We start from the raw sequence: 22,083 nt of genomic DNA, 5'->3' as shown, positions 1-22,083 counted from the left end.
ACGGTATGAATAAACAAAAACGGCTTCCCAAGGGAAGCCGTTTTATTTCTCTAGCAATTATGCGCCTTCGTTATACAACTCTAGGCTAGCGAGGTCTTGCTGTAGTTCAGCCTGCAATTTGGCATCATCGCAACGTAATGACTCTAAATACTCAAGATATTGCTGAGTAATATCGCCAGTCACGTACTCACCGCTAAATACCGACGTTTCAAACTTCGCAATATCTGAATTGCCTAAACCAACCGCGCTAACCAAATCTTCTAGGGTTTGGAAGATAAGTTCGTCGGCACCGATTTGCTTACAGATTTGAGCATTGTCGCGCCCATGAGCAATCAGTTCATTCGCACTAGGCATATCGATACCATAAACGTTCGGGAAGCGAATCTCTGGAGCCGCTGAAACCATGAAGACCTTCTTCGCACCAGAATCTCGCGCCATCTCAATGATTTGCTCAGAAGTGGTACCACGTACGATCGAGTCATCAACTAACAATACATTTTTATCTTTAAACTCCGAACGAATCGCATTGAGCTTACGACGCACCGATTTCTTGCGTTGCTGCTGACCAGGCATGATAAAGGTACGACCGACATAACGGTTTTTAACAAAACCTTGGCGATACGGTTTATCGATCAATTGAGCGATCTGCAGCGCTATATCACATGACGTTTCAGGAATTGGAATGACCACATCAATATCGAGATGACTAAATTCATCACGAATACGCTCACCTAATTTTTTCCCCATCTCAACACGGGCAGAATAAACGGAAACTTTATCGATAAACGAATCTGGGCGAGCAAAATAGACGAACTCAAACAAGCAAGGATTTAGCTCTGGGTGATCAGCGCATTGCTGAGTAAATAACTCACCATCAAAAGTGGCATAAATTGCTTCACCCGGCAGAACATCACGGATGAAATCAAAACCAACCGCATCCAATGCCACCGATTCAGAGGCCACCATGTATTCAGTGCGACCTTCTACTTCACGCTTACCTAGGCATAGAGGGCGAATGCCTTTAGGATCACGAAATGCAACCAGACCATGACCAATGATCATTGCTGTTACCGCATACGCACCACGAATAGTACGGTGAACGTTTGTCACGGCGCGGAAAACATCTTCTGATGTCACATTACCTTTCACCATATCAATTTCATGTGCGAGTACGTTAAGCAGCACTTCCGAATCAGAGGTGGTGTTTAGGTGGCGGCGATCTTTAGCAAACAACTTTTCACGCACATAATGTGCATTAGTCAAGTTACCGTTGTGAGCGAGGGTGATGCCGAATGGAGAGTTTACGTAAAAAGGTTGGGCTTCTGAGACACTTGAACTGCCAGCGGTTGGGTAACGTACATGGCCGATACCAACGTCTCCTTGCAGTCTTTGCATGTGTTTTGCTTCGAATACATCTTTGACTAAACCGTTCGCCTTGCGCAGACGAAAACGATTGCTTTCTATGGTACAAATACCGGCGGCATCTTGGCCACGGTGCTGCAATACAGTCAAAGCGTCATAAATAGACTGATTTACAGGCGAAGTGCCCACGATTCCAACAATACCACACATGTCCTAACCCTCGATTTGCGATAATGGCTGGCGCGCTATGACGCGCCAGATAAGAAACTCGATGAAGCTTGTAGGTGTTCGAAAAACGGCTCAATGATTAACTTAAAGTGTGGAACCAGCTCCGAGCTTGTCCACCATTCGCTATCATTGAAAGTGGTGAAAGTATCAACGAAGAACAATACCGCCGAAACGATCAGCACTCCTCGCAATCCACCAAATACGATACCTAACACGCGGTCGGTACCCGATAGACCCGTTTTCTGAATTAACTGCCCAAGTACATAGTTAACCAACGCTCCTACAATTAGCGTGGCAACAAACAAGGCAGCAATCGCTGCGCCATTGCGAAACATCTCATCTTGGATCTTGGTAAAGTAAACCGCCAAACGACTGTAATACTGACTGGCGATAAAAAATGCACCAAACCAAATAACCAATGACAATGCTTCTTTAGCGAAGCCGCGAACTAAGCTGATTAAAGCCGATAGGCCAATCACACTCAAAATGACAATATCTAACCAATTCATGTGTATTCACATCTTCAGTTTGCGCGCATTTTAACAGAAAAAACGCTGACGCAAACGTTTTCTTAAGGATTTAACGGTTTAAATTTAAGCAATCGGCCTTTTGAGCCCGTGATTTTTTCGAGTTCCTTAATTTGGCGCTCGAGCTTATTTTTTGAAATATCTGGGCCAATAATCACGCGCGTAAAGCTATTATCTAGCTTGGTATGCGCCTGATAACCACGCTTTTGTAGATCTTTCACCACATTTTCCGCGTTCTCAGCATTTTTCAGCGCCATCAATTGAATGATCCAAGCACTCTCTTGGTATTCATTGCGTTCTGGTACTTCTTTTACCACCACCGGCAACGGTTTATTTTCAAGTTGAGCTTGCTCACCTTGATCTTCTACCTCTAATGTAACTTCCACTGGTGTTGGTGGTAATGCCGCGCTGTCGTCTTCTGGCTCCAGCACTTCGAACGTTTCCACATCACTTTGCAACTCCGGTTTAATCGGAATGCTAGCGATCTCTTCTTGGTAATGTGTTTTTTTGCCATCTAATACATCCGGCAACACGATCACACCAATCGAGACCAAAATAATGGTGCCGACAAGGCGGTTTTGAAATTTACTTGCCATTTATTCTCCTTTGCTCTGCCAGTATTCAAGCACTTCACCAACGGTATGGAATGATCCCACAACAATGATGACATCTTGCTGGTGAGCCTTTGTCATTGCCGCTTCAAATGCAGCGACAGGCGTGGCAAATTGCGCTTGTTCTGCACCTAAATAACGACATAATTCTTCGGCTTTTGCCGCTCGAGGTCCCGTAAGTGAGGCTGGGTACCAATGGCTAGCCACTGGCGCTAAGATTTCAAGCGTCGATTTAATGTCTTTGTCATGCAACATCGCTACCACCATATGAATGGTGTGCTGCGGGTATTGCTGTTGCAATCGCTCGACTAAATATTGGGCTGAGTGCGGGTTATGGGCAACATCAAGTAGCACCGTGGGTGCTTGATGAATGACCTGCATACGACCCGGCAGTGAGGCATTGCGTAGACCATTCACGATATTGACATCAGAGAGGTCGAGATGCGCACTGGCGAGCGCCATCAGTGCTGTTGCAGCATTAGGTAAAGGTAGGCTTGGTCGCGGTAAGTCATCTAACTGAAAGCTGCCATGGCTCCAACACCAAGTGTTGTTGTCCGTGAGTGCATAGTCATACTGAATGCCCACTTGGAACAACTCGGCCTTTATGTCATCTGCATGAGCAGCAACGGTTGCGGGCGCTTTAGGTTGACCACAGATAGCGGGTTTACCGCTACGGAAAATACCCGCCTTTTCAAAGCCAATCACGTTGATGTCGTCACCAAGCCAATCAACATGGTCGATGGCCAAACTGGTGATGATACACACATCATGATCAACCACGTTGGTGGCGTCTAATCGCCCACCTAAACCCACTTCAAGTAATACCACATCCACTTTTTCACTTTGAAATAAGCGCAAAGCAGCAAGGGTGCCAAACTCAAACAAGCTTAAACTGATGTCACCACGCTGCTGTTCAACAAAGTCGAAAGCTTGGGTATGTTTTTCATCACTAAGATCAACGCCATTAACGCGAACGCGTTCGTTATAGCGAATGAGATGTGGGGAACTATAAACGCCAACCGAATAACCAGCATCGAGTAGAATGGCTTCCATTAATGCACAGGTAGACCCTTTACCGTTGGTACCGGCAACCGTAATCACCGTCGGTGCGGGTTTAGTCAATTGGGCTTTATTTGCGACGGCTTGAACTCGGTCGAGACCAAGATCAATCGCTGAGGTATGTAGCTCTGCTAAATAATCAAGCCACATCGCAAGTGGGGATGTGGCTTGAGGAATTTGGGATTGAATCATCTAACTTTAACCAATAAATCCGTGGTTGTTTGTTAGTGAGATACTTTACCCTTTTTCGTCGGCTTCTGGTACAGAATACTCAGCTTCTTGTGGAGAATCATCCACAGAAACGACCAACGGTGATGCGTTATTGGTCAATTTAGCTAAAAGGCTACTCACGCGTTGACGCATTTCTCGGCGATCGACGATCATATCAATCGCACCATGCTCAAGTAGGAACTCACTGCGTTGGAAACCTTCAGGAAGATCTTCACGTACCGTTTGTTCAATAACGCGGCGACCAGCAAAACCGATCAGCGCTTTTGGCTCGCCGATATTAATGTCACCCAGCATTGCCAAACTTGCAGATACACCACCCATGGTTGGATCAGTCATAACCGAGATAAAAGGCAAGCCCTTCTTCGATAAACGCTCTAGTGCCGCACTGGTTTTCGCCATTTGCATTAGAGACATCAGTGCCTCTTGCATACGGGCGCCACCAGAAGCAGAGAAACAAACTAGACCGCAGTTGTTTTCCATTGCCGCTTCAACAGCGCGAACAAAACGGGCACCAACAACAGAACCCATTGAGCCACCCATGAACGAGAATTCGAATGCACAAGCAACCACCGGAACACCGATTACTTCACCTTGCATTACAACAAGGGCGTCTTTCTCACCACTGGCTTTTTGTGCTGCAGACAGACGATCTTTATAACGCTTTGAATCTTTAAACTTCAGCTTATCTTGTGGCTCAAGTTCATTCGCAAGTTCAACGCGATTGGTTTCATCTAGGAACGTTTCCAAGCGACGACGTGCCTTCATACGCATATGATGGTCACATTTCGGACATACTTCTAGGTTACGCTCTAGTTCAGCATGGTAAAGCACCTGTTCACATGATGTACATTTAGTCCATACCCCTTCTGGGATCGATGCTTTACGTGAACTAACGATATTGCTTTTTTCTAAAATCTTTTCAAGCCAACTCATGGAAGACCTTTTCTCTATCACTCTTTCGCGCCATGCAAAAGATATAAAAACTGAATTTATGCGTGAGGATTAAAGCATATAAAATGCCAAGTGTAGACAAAAAACTGGTTGTACCTATTTTTGCTCACTCACGCATTCGCTTTATTGACTCTTCACACACCGTCTCTCATTGAACTAATAAAACATAATTTCTATTTATTATGAATAGATTAGCGAGATTTAGTTCAAATTATCTGGCAAAAATAGCGGACCGATCGGTGCACGAGGCAATCCATACTCTTGCGGGTAATCCACATCGACTAAATAGAGCCCTTCCGCTTTCGCCGTTGCCCCAGCTAACTTACGATCTTTGGCTTTAAGCAGCCAATCGATCCATTCCGGCTCTTGCTCACCGCGGCCGACGCACAGCAAGCTGCCGGTGATGTTGCGCACCATATGGTGAACAAAGGCATTAGCTTTAATATCGATCACCACATATTGCCCATGACGCGTCACGTTCAAATGAATCATATTGCGCCAAGGCGTTCGTGACTGACAATGGATCGCACGGAAAGAGGTAAAATCATTCTCACCTAACAAGTATTGGCCTGCCTGATGCATTTTGACTTCGTCCAATTCACCATGGTAGTGGCTCACTCCAGAATGCAAAATACCTGGTCTTAGCTTGCTATTAAATATGATGTAGCGATAGCGACGAGCTGTCGCGGCGAAACGCGCGTGAAACTCATCCGACACTTCTGTTGCCCAACGAACCGCGATGTCTTTTGGCAAGTTAGCATTAGCACCCATAGTCCAAGCCACCATTTTTCGGCTGGCTGTGGTATCAAAATGCACGACTTGACCCGTACCGTGCACACCAGCGTCAGTACGACCTGCACACTGTACTTCTATGGGATGATTGGCGACTAAACTTAATGCACGTTCAAGCTTTTCTTGCACGCTTTGAACTTCTCTTTGACGTTGCCAGCCAAAGTAGTGAGTGCCATCATACTCAATACCTAAAGCGATTCTCATCTTGGACTCTCTTGGAATATGGGTCGGGCAGTATAGCGAAACTGACCATGGCTTCAAGTGGCCGCCCGGTAAAGTTCGGTTAAATTTCCTAGCTCAACTCATTTATAGATCAAGCTATTATGGATATCACTCTTAAAGATAAAGGGGCTTTCGCCCCTTTATTGTTTGTTATCGACCATTAATTGCGTCAATTAGGCGCTTCGCCTCACGGCGAATGTCGTCGTTACCATCGACGATGGCCTCTTCCAACAGTTTTTTAGCACCACTAGCGTCGTTCATTTCCATGTAGATTTTAGCCAGATCGAGTTTACCCGATGCTTCCGCATTACTATCGACATCAATATCAGACATCTGACCTATCACATCAGGGAAATCACTTAAACCGACATCTAACTTTAGCGCTTCTTCGTCTGGGTTAAACAGCCCTTCTTCGCGGTCCACCTCTGCCATCAATTCGTCAATGGTGCGATATTGATTGTCACGTGGGTTGAAGTCGATCAGGTCATCTTGATTTTCCCAATCTTCGTTTGAGATTTTTGCTTGAGCAGGCTGGTTACCTTCATCCCAAGCATGGCGATCTTCTTCTGGAATATCATCCGAAATAGACGCTTGTAACTCAGGAGAAAGGCTAAAGCCATTCCAATCTTCGCCGCCCATTTCCAGCATGGCATCGATATCCATTCCAGCCGAATCACTGGCACGCTGATCAATCGGTTTCTCTACTGGAGTATAGCTATCATCGCCTTCTGCAAGTAATTCATTAAACGCGCTTTCATCATAATCAGACTTAATCGCTGCATTATCTCTATGCTCTTGAGGTTCAAGCGGAGCAGGTTCTAGAGATGAAGCATCACCAAATAAACCAGACAATACGTCTTGTTCATCTAAACGTTGGTCCAACTCAGCGTTATCAATGTCAACAGGCTCAAGATCGTTAAAGTTGAAGCTCGGCGCACTTTCTGGTTCTTCTGCAGTACTTTGTTGCTGCATTTCACCATCGCGAATCTCTGCTGGTTCTTGCTCTGCCGATCCTTGCTCAGCCGCCTCCGCTTCTACAGGGTCTGCAGCAGATTCAAATGTCTCAGTGATATCTGACGCTGTATTGTCAGCAGTATCAAACTCTAACACTTCATCAGACTGCGTTTGAGGCAGCTCTTGAGTCTGCTCTTGAGATAATTCTGGCGCTGGCTCTGGCGTCTGAGTAACGACTTCATTTGCTACAGGCGCTTCTACAAGCGCGACATCAGAGTCTTGCTCCATTTCGGCTGTCGCATCGGCCAATGCATCCGCTTCACCATATTCAGGCAACTCAAGATCATCAAAGCTAAAACGAGTTTCACCATCAACATCACTTAACTCTGACTCAGAATTGAACGCGGGTTCAGTTGATAACTCATTGGCCATAGATGCGGCTTGATTTGGCATTTCAGCCTTGAAATCCGCTATTGCATCGTCTTCGCCATACTCAGGTAGATCTAAGTCATCAAAATCAAAACGTTCTTCATCGTCTGATTGAGCGATTTGTGGCTCAGTTTCTAGTGCTTCAGCCTGCTGCTCAATTGGCGCTTCGCCGGAATCTCTTTCGTCGTTGGCAACCTCTTCGTTAGCTATATTTTCAGGGCTGACAGTTTCTGTGCTATGAGCTTCATCACTAGCAGCTTCATTGTCATAAACGCCGTCACCGATAATTTCGTCGAACGCATCTGATGATGCAGCCTGACTCTCGTCTTGCGGCTCATCTAGGGCTTCTTCACTCGCACTTGAAGATGATTCATTCGCTTGTGCATCATCAGCAGCTGGATGCTCAACAGCGTCAGCTAACGCTTCTTCTTCACCAAATTCAGGTAACTCAAGTTCATCAAACTCAAATGGTAGATCGTTTGCAACATCAACTGACTCAGCTTGTTCCTCATGCTCTGGCTCTGGCTCTGGCTCTGGCAATGGAGCGTCAGGCGCATCGACAGAATCAATGTGTTGAGAACCATCACCTTCGCTAGCGACAGGTTCCACCTCTGCAACGTCGACTGTCTCGGCATCTTGCTCAACAAAATCGAACTCTGGCTCAAATTCAGGTTCAGCTGATTGAGCTGGCTCTGGCGTTAACGGTTCATTGTGTGAATCGTCAATTTGAGCGGTTTCATTCACTTGCTCAAGTGGCGCAGCAGGCGTTTGCTCTTGTAGCGCCGCTAATGCATCTGCGGTGTCACTATCACCATCAAACAACCAATCATCATCACTTGGCGTACCAAATTCGTTATCAACCGTTGGCAATGCCGCTTTCGCTGGCTCTGGCTCTGGCTCTGGCTCTGGCTCTGGCTCTGGCAGGGAGGATTCATTCACACTTTCCGCGGTGCCAAGTGCTGGTGATACTGGTTCATCGTCTTCCAGTTGGTCAAAATTGAACTCACCAAGTAATGGATCCGATTCTGGTGCCACATTGAGCATGTCATCCAAAAAGTCATCGCTCGAAAATGCTTTTTCTTCTTCAACAACAGTCTCTTCAATGTCTTCTAGCTCATCGTTAAGCTCTACAGGCTCGGCTTGTTCGCCAAGCGTTGGATCTTCCGCCTCTGTGCCTGTTGATGCAAGCAGCTGTTCTATTTCATCATTACTTGGCTGCGCATCTGGTGCTGATTGCACCTCACTTGCCGCCTCTAACGTTGCTAAGCTATCTTCCGACTGAACTTGTTCCGGCTGACTCTTTTCAATTTCGAGCAGTTCTTCAAACAGATCAATACCATCGTCACCGAAATCATCGGCCGATAAATCTTCTACGCTTAACGACGCATCGTCGTTGTCACTATGGTCATCAAGCAGTTCATCGAGTAGATCCGTACTGTCGGCGTCATACGCGGACTTAGCGGTACTTTCCTCTAACTCTTCTTCATCCAGCAACTCATCCAACATGGAGACTGAGTCGAGATCAAACGCAATATCGTCTAAGTCATCAGCTTCTGAAGCTAAACCCTCTTCGCTTTGCGCCTGTGGGCTTTCCACAAGGTTAGGCTCTTCCGATTGAGCTTCTAAGTTCGGCTTAACTTCACTGTCTAGCTCGTCCTCTTCTCCTAATAACTCATCAAGCATCGCAGTGGAGTCATCAGACAGTTGCAGTGTTTCGTCTTCATCACTGTCGTCTAACCATTCATCCAGCAGATCAATACTTTCTTCACCAGAGTCGAGATCGAAACCATTTTCATCAGAATCAAGCAGCTCATCGAGCATTTGAGTATTCGTCAGCTCTGATTGGCTATCTTCCGCAGACTCGGTGAACAGTTCATCAAACAATGCGTTACTTTCATCTTCTAATTTCTGTAATGCTTCATCTGGTTGTTCAGTCGCTGAAATGTCGGATTCAAGCGACTCAGCAACACTCTCTTGCTCCGCTTGAACTTGGGCGAATAGGTCATCAATATCGCTATCTGAAGTAATCGCTTGGTTTGCAAAATCGCTATCGTCTTCACTTAAATCAAACCCTTCGGGATCATCAAGCAAATTATCAAATGAGAATGCGTCATCACCCTCAGCGCTTTCACTGAGCAACTCATCGAGCATCGCTTGTTCAGCGCTATCTTCGTCCTCATCAATATCGTCAAGCGCTGAGCTAAACAGATCATCAAGCTCACTTTGGCTCACGCCAGTGTCTGAAAGATCGAAACCGTCGTCATCTTCCGATGAATCTTCGATGACTACATCATTTAGCGCACGCTCCATCTCTTCAAGGCCAAGCGCTTTTTCACCACTATCTACGCTGATACCATTGGAGCTGACATCAAACGACGCCAAGGACTCATCGAGATCGCCGTCATCATCAATAGCGGCAAATGGGTCGCTGTCATCGTCATCATCAAGGTTGAAATCAAGCGCACTGTCATCTAACCCAGCAAAGATATCCGTTTCTTGCGTCGTTTCGGTGTCACCATCAAGCTCATCTGAGAACAATGTTTCGTCATCACTTGACTCACCAAACAGATCATCGTCCAGATCCAGTTCATCTTCGACGTCATCATCAAGGGCACCAGCGGCCAAAGGTGCCATTGACGCAGCGGCAGCCATTGATGGCAGAGAATTATCGTTTTGTTCTGCTTGAGCCTGTGCTTGTGCCTTTTTACGACCAAGCAATAGCATGATCATCAGGCCAATCAAAAGACCAGGAACGATGGCAAGCCCAGCAACCAGCCAGCCATTGGAAAGAATATTGTCCAACGTACTTGGGGCATTACTTTGTTGCTCGGCAACGCGCAAACGCTCTGCTTCTAATAGTTTTTCCACTTCTGAGCGAATGCGATTTTCATCACCCAGCTCTTCTTTTAAGCCATCAACTTCAGTTTGCACCTCTGCCAACATCAAACGTAGGCGATGATTCTTCTCTTCCAGCGCGGTTAACTCGGATTCAGAACTGGTCAGTTGCTGCTCTAAAGCCTCGACTTGTGGCGCTTTATTAACAGTAGTTGGCTTAGTGGCTTGTGGTTTGATGCTTGGTGCCGTACTCGGTTGAGATGGCGTAACCTGAGGCTTTGATACAGACGGTTTAGTCGCTTGGGGTTTCGCTTTATCGGCTGCCGATTCATTGCCATCCAGACGCGCTTGATGCAAGTTCATAATACGAACCGCTTCATCAGTCGAAACGCTCTGTACCTGTGCTAACGAAGGAACACGAATGGTGCTACCCGGGATCAAAGTATGAATGTTCTGATTTTCAAACGCTTGCGGGTTGAGCTGATAGATCGCCAGCAGCGTCTGTTGCACCGACACTTGATTAGACGGTTTAAGACGCGATGAGATTCCCCATAGGGTGTCTTGCCCTGAGGTTGGTCCATAGAAGCGTGAAGGTTCACTCGCGACCGATGAATGGCGCGCAATCTGTTCAGAGTATTGTGGCGAGTTTTGCAGCTCACCATTTGGCCCTGTCAGGCGAATACTTTCTGCACTTACGATGTTTGTCTGAGTCACGGCTACTAAGGCGATTGGCATTAGGAGACGTTGGAGAATTCGACGCATATATGGCTCAGTTAGGTGCTCATGGGAAATAAATTTAGTGATCTGCTAAATATATCGGATCATGAGGGCAAAACTATAGCCGTTGTGGCAAAAAATGTGTCCCTAGCTTAATAATCGCATTAATCTCACACATTTTTTTCAGGATTGATTAAAAAAGCCCCGCGTAAACGCAGGGCCCATAGAGTTTGCTAAGCAATTGTATGACTATTAGTAGTAGTCACGAATCAGTACTTCGGCAATTTGTACCGCGTTTGTCGCAGCGCCTTTGCGCACGTTATCGGCGACAACCCATAGGTTCACACCGCTGTGGTGGCTAATATCGTTGCGGATTCGGCCAACCATTACATGGTCTTTACCACCGGCATCACGTACTTGAGTCGGGAAGTCATCACCTTGGAACACTTCAACGCCTTCAGTATTTTCCAGCAGCTGGATTACATCTTGAGCATCAATTGGCGCACAAGTTTCAACATGAAGTGACTCTGCATGACCGTAGAATACCGGTACACGTACACACGTTGGGTTTACTGTGATGCCTGGATCGTTGAAAATTTTCTGCGTTTCCCACACCATTTTCATCTCTTCACGGGTGTAACCGTTTTCCATCATCTGATCGATTTGTGGAATACAGTTGAACGCGATCTGTTGCGAGAAGTGTTCGCTTTCTGCTGGCACACCGTTCAGCAGGCGCGCAGTTTGGCCGGCTAATTCATCAATACCCGCTTTACCCGCACCGGATACCGATTGGTAAGTTGAAACGTTAATACGCTCAATACCCACAGCATCTTGAATCGGTTTTAGAGCCACAACCATTTGAATGGTCGAACAGTTCGGGTTTGCGATGATGTTACGGTTACGGAACTCAGCAATGGCTTCTGGGTTTACTTCTGGCACAACCAGAGGAACATCATATTCATAACGGAATTGTGAGGTGTTATCGATAACCACAACGCCTTCATCAGCCGCAATCGGTGCCCACTTTGCAGAAAGCTCAGCGCCCGCTGAAAATAGTGCGATATGAACTTGAGACCAATCAAAATCTTCAACATTTTCTACGCGTACAGTTTTTCCATTGAAGCGGCTAGTTCGACCTTCACTGCGCTCACTGGCCAACAGGTAAATGTTACCTACTGGGAACTTGCGCTCTTGCAATACTTCTAGAATGGTTTCACCGACAGCACCTGTCGCACCAAAAACGGCCACGTTATATTGTTGGCTCATTTAATTACCTCAACTTGAAAACCTAATTTCGCTAGCGGTGCCAAATTACACTCTGAATCACCGACTAACTTTACAGCGCCATATTCACGACGATCCCAATACGTTTTACGCATTTGATCGAAAGCGCCTGGCTGTTGGATTTGACGGCGGAATAATGCGTCGTCTTTACGCACATCATAGATGATTTGCGTTAAATTGTGCAGTGTCGCTTCATCCCAACCACGATCTAACGTTAGTTGCGGAATCGGCGCGACGGGCAGTAGCTCTTGTGCGCTGGCCACCAAAGGCTCATCTAAATACTCACAATAACTATTAAAAATCATGGTCGTGCCACGCGCCTTGCCCTCTAAACCGTAGCCTGCAACGTGCGGGGTGGCGAATGCTAACAGAGGAAGAAGTGCCATATCAACATCTGGTTCAAATTCAAATACGTCCAAAGCCGCGGTAAAGCCATCTTTTTTCTCGAGACGTTGTTTTAGTGCTTGGTTGTCAACCACCGGGCCACGCGCAGCATTGATCAAAATTTGGTCACCGCGTAACGTATTCAATACCTGGTCATTGATCAAGTGGTGAGTGGCATCATTCCCTTCACGGGTGATTGGCGTATGCAAGCTGATAATGTCTGCACGCTCTAGCAGCTCATCCAATTCAGTAAACTGACGGGTGTCGCCGTCTCGCTGCTTAGGCGGATCATTAATGAGTACGTTAATCCCGATCCCTTCTAAGCATTGCTGTAAATAGCTACCAACTTGACCAGCGCCAATAATACCGACGGTTTTATCGAAGACCGAAAAACCCTGCTGTTGCGCCAGTACCATCATGACACTGAAGACATATTCCGCCACACCGACCTTGTTACAACCCGGCGCCGCGGTGAAAAAGATGCCTTTCTCCATCATCAGTACTTGGTCGACATGATCCATGCCTGCGGTTGCAGTACCGACGAACTTAAGCTTGTTCGCTTTCGCGATCAATTCAGCATTTACCTTAGTGACTGAGCGGATCATCAATGCATCAACATCGATCAAGTCATCGGCAGTTAAGCTACGACCTGGCTTCAAAATCACTTCGCCTAATTGGCTAAAAAGCGCCTCAGCATAAGGCATGTTTTCATCTATAAGAATTTTTTTCATCTGCGTGAATTCGTCGGTTGGGGATTAATCGGCAAAACTTTCTGTCTAGAAGAGTGTTATACCAGCTCTGTTGCGTGGATGTACACCTGCGGATGAGAGAAAGTCACCATATCTTCAGGTCAAGATGGGGAAATTCATTGTGCGATGTGCTTAGTGGCCGAAAGATAACAATATTTGACGCATAAAAAACCGGCCTCAATTGAGGCCGGTAAGATCCAGAACAAAAGGAATTTGACTCGCTCTCCATGAGCCAAAATCTGCGTCTGTTCGACTTAAGCATTACCTAAGTCAAGCTCTGGAAACTGGCTGCCATGCCAACAACGTTGACTGGCAAAATCAGTTAACCTTGAAATTTTTTAATCACAAGCGTCGCGTTTGTACCGCCAAAACCAAAACTGTTTGACATCACAGTGGTAAGCTCGGCTTCGCGCATTTCTGTCACGATATCTAGGCCAGCTGCCGCTTCATCAAGGTTATCAACGTTAATGCTTGGCGCAATAAAGTTGTTGTGTAGCATTAGCGTTGAGTAAATCGCTTCGTGTACACCCGCAGCACCAAGTGCGTGACCTGTCATTGCTTTGGTTGCAGAGATTGCTGGGCTGTTGCCACCAAATACTTGCTGGATAGCGCCAAGCTCTTTTACGTCACCCACTGGCGTTGATGTGCCATGCGTGTTCACGTAATCAACGCCATCAACCGCTGCCATCGCCATATTCATACAACGTACTGCGCCTTCACCTGATGGTGCTACCATGTCGTAGCCATCTGATGTCGCGCCGTAACCAACGATTTCACCATAGATTTTCGCGCCACGAGCCAATGCGTGCTCAAGCTCTTCGATCACCATCATGCCGCCGCCACCAGAGATAACGAAACCATCACGGTCCGCATCATAAGTGCGCGATGCTTTTTCTGGAGTATCGTTATATTTGGTCGATAGTGCGCCCATCGCATCGAACATCATCGTCAATGTCCAATCCAACTCTTCACCACCACCAGCAAATACGATGTCTTGCTTACCTAATTGGATAAGCTCCATTGCGTGGCCAATACAGTGTGCTGATGTGGCACACGCAGAACTCATTGAGTAGTTCACGCCGCGAATTTTAAATGGGGTTGCTAGACAAGCTGAAACCGTTGAAGACATTGTACGAGGTACCATGTAAGGACCAACACGCTTTACGCCTTTCTCGCGAAGAATATCTACAGCTGCCGCTTGGTTTAATGATGATGCACCACCTGAACCTGCAACGATACCTGTACGGTCGTTAGAGACTTGATCTTCGGCTAAGCCAGCGTCTTCAATTGCTTGCTGCATTGATAGGTATGCATAAGCCGCCGCATCACCCATAAAGCGCATCTGCTTACGATCAATATGCTCTGCAGGGTTGATTTTAAGATCACCCCATACTTGTGAACGTAGACCTTTTTCTTTGAACTGCTCTGAAGCAGTGATGCCAGATTTACCCGCTTTTAGAGACGATAAAACTTCTTCGACGTTGTTACCGATACTTGAAACAATACCCATACCGGTGATTACGACTCGTTTCATTATGACATTCCTATAATTCAAGATACCGCTAGATGATAACTAAGTTAGCTAGGAAAAGTGGTCAGCTTTCCCTTAAAACCGTACAATCAACCTATATTTATGGTCGATATTCACAAAAATCAGACACTATGACTTCTATTACCAATGCTCAACTCGGCTGGAATGAAGCTGGCACGCCCGTTTCAGACCAATTCGATGACGTCTATTTCTCTAACGTAAATGGTTTGGAAGAAACGCGGTATGTGTTCCTCAAGCAAAATCATCTACCAGAAAGATGGCAAGAATATGACCAGCGTCGTTTTGTGATTGCTGAAACTGGCTTTGGCACTGGTCTAAATTTCCTTGCCGTATGGCAATGGTTCGAACAATTTAGACAACAGCATCCCAATGCACCTCTTAAAGAACTGCACTTTATTAGCTTTGAAAAGTATCCTTTGAGTAAAGCGGACCTAATCAAAGCTCATCAGTCTTGGCCTGAACTGGCCGACTACGCTGTTCAATTACAACAACACTACCCGATCGCAGTGCCTGAATGCCAGCGTATTGTACTCGCTGATGGTGCCATCACTCTAGACCTTTGGTTTGGTGATATCAAAGATTGCATGCCATTAGTACCTGTTTCTGCACAAGGTTTGGTCGATGCATGGTTCCTCGACGGCTTTGCGCCAAGCAAAAATCCGGAAATGTGGAATCAAAACCTGTTTGATGGCATGGCGCGTTTAGCGAAGCAAGACTGTAGCTGCGCGACTTTTACCGCCGCGGGTTTTGTCCGCCGAGGCTTAATCGAGGCCGGATTTGCGATGAAAAAAGTCAAAGGCTATGGCACCAAACGGGAGATGATTGCAGGCAATCTGACTGAGCGTCAAGCCGTGACAAACTTCAAACCTTGGTTTCATCGCACTCCAAGCAGTCAACATGAACACATTGCCATTATTGGTGGCGGAATCGCCAGCGCCACGCTTGCAACCGCCCTATTGCGCCGTGGGCAAAAGGTCACTCTTTATTGCCAAGATGAGCACGCGGCCCAACGCGCTTCAGGCAACCGCCAAGGCGCGGTCTACCCATTATTGAACGGCGAACATCGCGGCGTATCACGCGTTTTCGCTCCGGGCTTTTTATTTGCGCGCCAGTTTGTTGAACAAGCGGCAGAGAAAATCTCATTCGATCATGATTGGTGTGGTATTACTCAGTTAATGTGGGATGAAAAATCGACCACTAAACTGAGCAAGATGCTTGAAGGCAGGTTTGATCCTATGCTGATTCATCACCTCGACGCAGAGCAAACCAGTGCGGCGATTGGCTTGCCGATTACGATGGAAAGCATTCAATATCCATTGGGTGGCTGGTTGTGCCCGGCGCAACTGACTCAAGGTCTGATTGACGAATTGACAAAAGACGCTCGATTTAAGATTAAATACAATCACAAAATCGACGCGATCACGCGCATTGATGACCATTGGACACTGAGCAGTCAAGCGGGAGATGTCACCCATGATTGTGTGGTCATTGCTAATGGTAATGAGTTTGCGAGTTTCGAGCAGAGCGCGCATATCCCGCTTGGCCAAGTCAAAGGGCAAGTCAGTCATATTCCTACTACGCCTGAATTAAGCTCACTGAAAAGCGTGCTTTGTTATGATGGCTATATGACGCCAGCGAATCCCAATAACCAACAACACTGTATTGGTGCCAGCTACGACCGAAGCCACCTTGATTATCAATTTGATGCCACAGCACAACAAGAAAATGGTGATAAGTTACGTCACTGCGTTCCTAATGAAAGCTGGCCATTAGCGGTGGATACGTCAGGTAATCAATCACGACAAGGCATCCGCTGCGTCAGTCGCGACCATCTACCGTTTGTTGGTAACCTGGCCGATTATGGGCAAGTCAAAGCGCAATATGAACATTTAGCTCAGCTGGATCTTGAGCAAGCACAGCCTACGCCACACTATCCAGATCTATTCTGTTTGCTAGGGTTGGGTTCTCGTGGTTTAAGTTCTGCCCCATTAATGGCTGAACTGTTAGCCTCACAAATTTGTGGCGATCCTCTACCGCTACCCGTTGATGTATTAGAGACCCTTGATCCTAGCCGTATGTGGGTGCGCAAACTCCGTAAAGGTAAGGCAATCACTGAGCTCTAAGTTGACGTGCTATAAATTGACGCACTAAATCTCAATTTACCAACGATAGATGCTCATCGAACATTGGTAATAAAAAGTGCCGCCTTTGATCGGAGAGATCAACTGGCGGCATTTTTGTCTCGTTCATATGTCAATATGCACAACACTAAGCTGGGCTAGAGCAACGTTTCCACTAACTGTACAACTTGTTCAGCCAAATCTGCTTGGCTAAGTTGACCGGTTGCCAAATCAAAGTTGTCATAAAAATTGGGAATGGAGAGTGACGCTTTAACATCTGCGCCAAAGTATCCAGCCGAAGCAACTGCCTGCGCCAGTACATTTTGAGCTCCACCAGGGCCAGGTGAAGTGGCCAAATAGATTGCCGGAGTATTTTGGAACACTTGCGGGTTAATGCGTGATGCCCAATCAAATAGGTTTTTGTAAGCGGCGGTGTAAGAACCATTGTGTTCAGCAAACGAGATGATCAAAACATCTGCCTGAGCAATCAGCTGCAGAAAGTTAGCTGCGTCTTGTGCTTGGCCGATTTCTTTTTCAACATCTTCACTAAACAGCGGTAGGTTAAATTGGTTGAGATCAAGCAAGGTCACTTGTGGTTCAGCCACTCGTTGAGCTAACTGCTGCGCGGCGTAAGATGCGAGGGCTTTATTAATAGAGGTTGAACTTGTTGAGGCTGCAAAAGCTAGGATATTCATTATGGCTGTCCCTTCGATTTGAATAGTGCTCCATGCTCAGCATAGAACAGAACCGATAAGCAACAACCACAATGTTGTAAAGTGTGACTTTCTTGGACTGGATGCGTATTGTAAAAAAGCGGTCGTTTAGCCGTGGTTACTGAGTTCCAACCACAAATCATTAACGACAATACGATCTGCCGGAGTGAGTTCCGCACGGGCTTGTTCTAAGCTTGCTACGATACGATTTTTCAACTCATCTACGTCGTTGACACCTTCTTCTTCGCAAGTCGCAGCAGACAAAGAAATATGCCCTCGTAAGTAGCCACCAGCAAACAGCTCATCATCCGAAGCGGTCGCTATTCGCTCATCAATTAACGTCAGTAGCTTCTCTTCAAATTCAATAATCATGATGTATATTCAATCACTCGGTTTGACCACAAAATAGGGCTGAAGCTTCTCATATTGCGAAAATGAACGCAAACTATCATCAAACCCTCATTGGCTCAGTTTTCTATACTTACTCTTGTGGTTCGCAACGTTGAAAGGCACTTTCAATACACGCCTGACTCAATATTTGAGCTTGCTCTAGTTCACCCGCGGTTAATTTTGTCTGCAATAACTTTAATCGCTGATTGGCTAGTTCAAAACCCTGTGAATCGGCTGCGCTTAACCACACATAACACTGTACATAATCCGAGCGGGTGGCTGCGCTATTATACAATAGCGTTGCCAAATCAACCTGCCCCTCTGGTAACCCTAAGGTCGCAGCACGTAGCAGCCACGGTTTGGCTTTATCTGGGTCGTTCTCCCCAAGAGATCCATCCACATATAAAAGCCCCATCTTATGCATCGCTGGGCCAAAATTTCGTTCAATCGCGATTTGATACCACTTTATCGCTTCAATCACGTTATTCTCTTCGTCTAAATAGAGATTGCCTAATACATACGCTGCCTCAGCGTGACCATGATCCACGCTCTCAACTAACCATTGCTTTGCGATGGCCAAGTCTTGCTCGCCTCCGCTGCCCTCTAACCACAGCAAACCTAGCATAAATTCCGCTTCTTTCCTTTGCTCAACGGGTAACTGACCAGCCGATTTTTGATACCAGTAACGAGCAAGATCTGGCCGCTCTTCACCATACACTCCACTTCGATATAACTCAGCCAAATTATATTCCGCTTGCGGAAAGCCTTGCTCAGCAGCAACATGATATAAAGCCATAGCGCGCTGAGGGTCGTGCTCCACCAACATTCCTTTTGAGTAGAGATAGCCTAAATTAGTGGCCGCGATAGGGTCGTTTTGCTCAGCATTATCGATGCAGTAAGGCGAAATTTGATCGGTAAGTTCGTTAACCGCATAGGAGCAGAATGGATCGAACGTGCTTTTCTGTTCCACTTGGTGGCTACAAGCAGCGAGTGTGATGATGATGAACACAACAGCAATAGCTCGTCGCCAAGCACGAGAATCCCCCATCAGTTTACATTCGACACGCATCGGCTACTCCATCGACGGTTTTATCAATCAGTTTAATTCTCAAAAATGAACGCCTAGCTTTTCATATTGAGAATATAAAAACAAACTCTTTTAAATTCAACAACTAACAACATGGTACAAGCTATGCAACTCCCTTCCTACGCATTCTAAAATGAAGGGATAGTCATGAGTAAACTAGAAGCAAGAATTCACCTACCCTTGCTATGCGCCGCGCTTGCGGTCAGCACGGCAAGTCACGCAGCCACACCATTTTCATCCTGTCCCACGCAAGCCTTTCTGATTCAAAACCCATCAGGAACACCTATCGCCTATGGCGTAAGTCTAGACGTGGGTAGTTACTCCGCTCTTTCTTGGGGCGTCGGTAGTGCCAAAATCAATGGTGTCGGTTTTAGTGTCCATGATGATTATATCTATGGCTGGGATTACGGCGCAGACTCTTTAACCCGTATTGGCTCAGAGCTGACATCCAACCCAATCACCGTCAGCAATTTAGGTATCGGCCCAACCTCTTTCTACGTGGGTGATGTCTCGGTTGATGAGAATGCTTGGTATGGCTACCGAGTCAACTATGGATTATTTCGTATCGACATTAGTACGGCCGCTATGACAAAAGTCGCCACGTCCGCTGAGTTGGGTAATATTCGTATTCTCGATATGGCCTTTCATCCCGATAACGGTTTTGTTTACAGTGTCGACAACTCAGGCTACTTGTATCAAATTGATGTGAATGAAGGCAGCAGCACACAATTAAACAAGATACTCGACAGCAGTACGCTCGGGCACAGTCTGGCTTTTGGCGCACAATATTTTGATGTCGACGGTAACTTATACCTGAGTAATAACGGTAATGGCCATGTCTTCAAAGTGACCATCGATGGCAATAATTCCAGCGCTGAATTCTTTGCCTATGGACCGTCGAGCAACTCTAATGATGGTGCCCGTTGTGCCCTCGCCGCGGTGATCCCCGGTGACACTACCGATTTCGGTGATGCGCCAGATAGTTACGGAACCACTTATGCGGCCTCCGGGGCTCGCCATGGCATCACGGACTTAAAACTCGGCACTCTTGTCGATGGTGAGAATGAAGCTTATGTCTACCCTCTCTCAGACGACACCGCAGACAGCAGCAACGATGAAGATGGTATTGCCTTCCCTGTCCCGATCGAAGTGGGTGAAACAAGCTTTTTATACGCGACAGTCGATGGTGCAGATGGTGAAGGGGTATTGAGTGCCTGGATTGACTGGGACCAAGATGGTGAGTTCAATGATGATGAATTGGTACTCAACAGTGAATTTGTCGATGATGGTCAAAACCAGCTCTACATCTCTGTGCCTAGCTGGGCGCTTGCCGGTGATACTTGGGCTCGTTTCCGTCTCAGTACCACATACGATGTCGGCCCGACCGGTGGTGTCGGCGCAGGGGAAGTGGAAGATCACTTAGTCTCGGTGACGGATCAAGGTGTCACGGTTGAGACTTACCCTTCAGGTGCGTCTTACACCACCTTTGCTTATGAAGACCAATTCCCGAAAATGGGCGACTACGACATGAACGATGTACTGATGAACGTCAAGTACACCGAATACAGTCAGAATAACGAAGTAATCCAATTGAAAATCGAAGGCCAAATCGCCGCACTTGGTGGGACCTATCGTTCCGGTTTTGCGATTCGCTTACCGGGGGTTGATCCAAATGATATCAAAACCGATTCAGCCAAACTCTATATTGATGGCGAGCTACAATCGGCCGACATTGTTGAATCTGGCACAACAGATGCGGTACTCATTGTTCATGAAGATTTATGGTCGATGACCGAATCCGGTGAAGATGATGGATGTACCATGTTTAGAACCGAAGCGGGTTGCGGCACCAGCTATCGACCAAGCTGGGAGCTTATTATTCCGTTCAGCTCTCCAATTAGCAATGCTCGTATGCCCGAGTTCCCGTACGACCCATTTATCTTTGCGACCCCTGGTTACTATCATGGTGAAACTGGTTTGCAAGTCAGCGGAGGTTTCCCCGGTCGCGCGCTCGAAGTTCATTTAAAAAACAAAACCCCAACATCTAAGTTCAATTATGGCTACGTGGGCAAGCAAGATGACGCCACAGATACTGGTGCAGGGACTTATTTCCATACCAGTAACGGACTCCCTTGGGGGATTGAATTGCCGCTTGACTGGCAGCACCCACTTGAAACCATCAGCATTCTCGATACCTATCCAAAATTTGCTGATTTCTCTCAAGACCCATCAGGTTTGACCGAACAAAGCTGGTATGTCACCCCAATCACCAACAAAGCCTACACGGACTAAGGGGCAAGCTATGAATCATTTTTCTAACTCTTTTAAATCCTTAGTTTTACTCACCGCTACCGCAGCACTATTAGCTTGTGGGGGGGGTGATGGCGGTGGTAACAGCGGTGGTAACAGCGGTAGTGGCTCAAGTGCTGCGCCAGCACCGACTCCACCAGCAACAGCAACCCCGGCTCCTAATCCGGCATCTCCACCAAGTCGTTTATCAGTGACGGATTTAGATATTGCTGCAGATAATAATCTTGAGTCAGTCTATGACGTTGACGTTGATGTTGATATCTCCGCCATTTCGACCGAAAAAGCATTTATCTCAATTTGTGATAATGGTGCAGCCAAAGGCGATTTGACCAAGTTGGATTTTAAGATGTGCTTACTCAAATCCAGCCTTGTTGATGGTAAAGGAGAGTTTGATCTTCGTGTTGCTAATCATTGCGATGAATTAATTGCCGTAATTTGGATTATGGAGAAAGACCGAGCACCGCTCACCTACACGCTGACGCACAATAACCAGAAGGAAACCTACTGGGATATTAATTAGGCCTATAGCGCGAAGCCATTAGATCGAAACTATTAGCTCGAAAGCCTGACCAAAAA

The 22,083-nt window shown here is 46.6% G+C and carries 16 protein-coding genes; 3 read left to right on the top strand and 13 right to left on the bottom strand.

From position 1 onward, the window contains the following. Nucleotides 1–57: 57 nt before the first annotated feature. The 10 genes from purF to fabB all read right to left on the bottom strand — a co-directional run bounded on the left by purF (nucleotide 58) and on the right by fabB (nucleotide 14,869). Nucleotides 58–1,572, bottom strand: coding sequence for an amidophosphoribosyltransferase (gene purF, locus RH88_RS17975; RefSeq protein ID WP_005598668.1), 1,515 nt, complete (start codon nucleotides 1,570–1,572; stop codon nucleotides 58–60). Nucleotides 1,573–1,607: 35 nt separating this feature from the next. Beyond that, on the bottom strand, nucleotides 1,608–2,099 hold the full coding sequence (locus RH88_RS17970) for a CvpA family protein (RefSeq protein ID WP_005598667.1): 492 nt from the start codon (nucleotides 2,097–2,099) through the stop codon (nucleotides 1,608–1,610). Between the two features lie 62 nt (nucleotides 2,100–2,161). Then, nucleotides 2,162–2,713, bottom strand: coding sequence for an SPOR domain-containing protein (locus RH88_RS17965; RefSeq protein WP_005598665.1), 552 nt, complete (start codon nucleotides 2,711–2,713; stop codon nucleotides 2,162–2,164). Next, nucleotides 2,714–3,979, bottom strand: coding sequence for a bifunctional tetrahydrofolate synthase/dihydrofolate synthase (gene folC / locus RH88_RS17960; RefSeq protein WP_005598663.1), 1,266 nt, complete (start codon nucleotides 3,977–3,979; stop codon nucleotides 2,714–2,716). It lies immediately after the preceding gene. 45 nt (nucleotides 3,980–4,024) lie between these two features. Further along, the gene (accD, locus tag RH88_RS17955; RefSeq protein ID WP_005598661.1) at nucleotides 4,025–4,951 is read right to left on the bottom strand and encodes an acetyl-CoA carboxylase, carboxyltransferase subunit beta; all 927 of its coding nucleotides are present in this window, start codon (nucleotides 4,949–4,951) and stop codon (nucleotides 4,025–4,027) included. 219 nt (nucleotides 4,952–5,170) lie between these two features. Continuing rightward, nucleotides 5,171–5,965 carry a tRNA pseudouridine(38-40) synthase TruA gene (truA, locus tag RH88_RS17950; RefSeq protein WP_005598660.1) on the bottom strand — a complete coding sequence of 265 codons (795 nt, stop codon included), beginning with the start codon at nucleotides 5,963–5,965 and terminating at the stop codon, nucleotides 5,171–5,173. A gap of 168 nt (nucleotides 5,966–6,133) precedes the next feature. Further along, a complete protein-coding gene (locus RH88_RS17945) occupies nucleotides 6,134–10,963 on the bottom strand; it encodes a FimV/HubP family polar landmark protein (RefSeq protein WP_005598658.1) in 4,830 nt (1,609 codons plus the stop codon). A 207-nt stretch (nucleotides 10,964–11,170) separates the two neighbouring features. Then, nucleotides 11,171–12,184 carry an aspartate-semialdehyde dehydrogenase gene (locus RH88_RS17940; RefSeq protein ID WP_005598656.1) on the bottom strand — a complete coding sequence of 338 codons (1,014 nt, stop codon included), beginning with the start codon at nucleotides 12,182–12,184 and terminating at the stop codon, nucleotides 11,171–11,173. Further along, nucleotides 12,181–13,317 (bottom strand): 4-phosphoerythronate dehydrogenase, encoded by a 1,137-nt coding sequence (locus RH88_RS17935; protein ID WP_005598654.1) that lies wholly within the window; start codon nucleotides 13,315–13,317, stop codon nucleotides 12,181–12,183. The genes RH88_RS17940 and RH88_RS17935 overlap by 4 nt, the downstream gene beginning before the upstream one ends. A gap of 340 nt (nucleotides 13,318–13,657) precedes the next feature. Continuing rightward, on the bottom strand, nucleotides 13,658–14,869 hold the full coding sequence (gene fabB, locus RH88_RS17930; RefSeq protein WP_005598653.1) for a beta-ketoacyl-ACP synthase I: 1,212 nt from the start codon (nucleotides 14,867–14,869) through the stop codon (nucleotides 13,658–13,660). Between the two features lie 128 nt (nucleotides 14,870–14,997). Between fabB and mnmC the strand changes: the two genes are divergently transcribed. Next, nucleotides 14,998–17,010 (top strand): bifunctional tRNA (5-methylaminomethyl-2-thiouridine)(34)-methyltransferase MnmC2/FAD-dependent 5-carboxymethylaminomethyl-2-thiouridine(34) oxidoreductase MnmC1, encoded by a 2,013-nt coding sequence (gene mnmC, locus RH88_RS17925; protein WP_005598652.1) that lies wholly within the window; start codon nucleotides 14,998–15,000, stop codon nucleotides 17,008–17,010. A 155-nt stretch (nucleotides 17,011–17,165) separates the two neighbouring features. Here mnmC and RH88_RS17920 read toward each other — a convergent pair whose 3' ends face one another. From RH88_RS17920 to RH88_RS17910, 3 genes are all read right to left on the bottom strand, one after another. Further along, a complete protein-coding gene (locus RH88_RS17920; RefSeq protein WP_005598651.1) occupies nucleotides 17,166–17,702 on the bottom strand; it encodes an NADPH-dependent FMN reductase in 537 nt (178 codons plus the stop codon). Nucleotides 17,703–17,828: 126 nt separating this feature from the next. Next, nucleotides 17,829–18,092 (bottom strand): YfcL family protein, encoded by a 264-nt coding sequence (locus tag RH88_RS17915; protein WP_005598650.1) that lies wholly within the window; start codon nucleotides 18,090–18,092, stop codon nucleotides 17,829–17,831. Nucleotides 18,093–18,201: 109 nt separating this feature from the next. Then, the gene (locus RH88_RS17910) at nucleotides 18,202–19,179 is read right to left on the bottom strand and encodes a tetratricopeptide repeat protein (protein ID WP_005598649.1); all 978 of its coding nucleotides are present in this window, start codon (nucleotides 19,177–19,179) and stop codon (nucleotides 18,202–18,204) included. 165 nt (nucleotides 19,180–19,344) lie between these two features. On the opposite strand from RH88_RS17910, the gene RH88_RS17905 reads away from it, so the two are divergent. Both RH88_RS17905 and RH88_RS17900 read left to right on the top strand, forming a co-directional pair. Next, on the top strand, nucleotides 19,345–21,489 hold the full coding sequence (locus RH88_RS17905; RefSeq protein ID WP_005598648.1) for an LruC domain-containing protein: 2,145 nt from the start codon (nucleotides 19,345–19,347) through the stop codon (nucleotides 21,487–21,489). A 10-nt stretch (nucleotides 21,490–21,499) separates the two neighbouring features. Then, nucleotides 21,500–22,027: a hypothetical protein gene (locus RH88_RS17900; protein ID WP_005598647.1), complete on the top strand. Its 528-nt coding sequence runs from the start codon at nucleotides 21,500–21,502 to the stop codon at nucleotides 22,025–22,027. The last annotated feature ends 56 nt before the right edge of the window (nucleotides 22,028–22,083 follow it).

The organism is Vibrio scophthalmi LMG 19158 (assembly GCF_000222585.1).
Taxonomy (GTDB): domain Bacteria; phylum Pseudomonadota; class Gammaproteobacteria; order Enterobacterales; family Vibrionaceae; genus Vibrio; species Vibrio scophthalmi.
The sequence above is the reverse complement of the archived record's forward strand: the minus strand, read 5'-3'. Positions and strand labels throughout refer to the sequence as shown.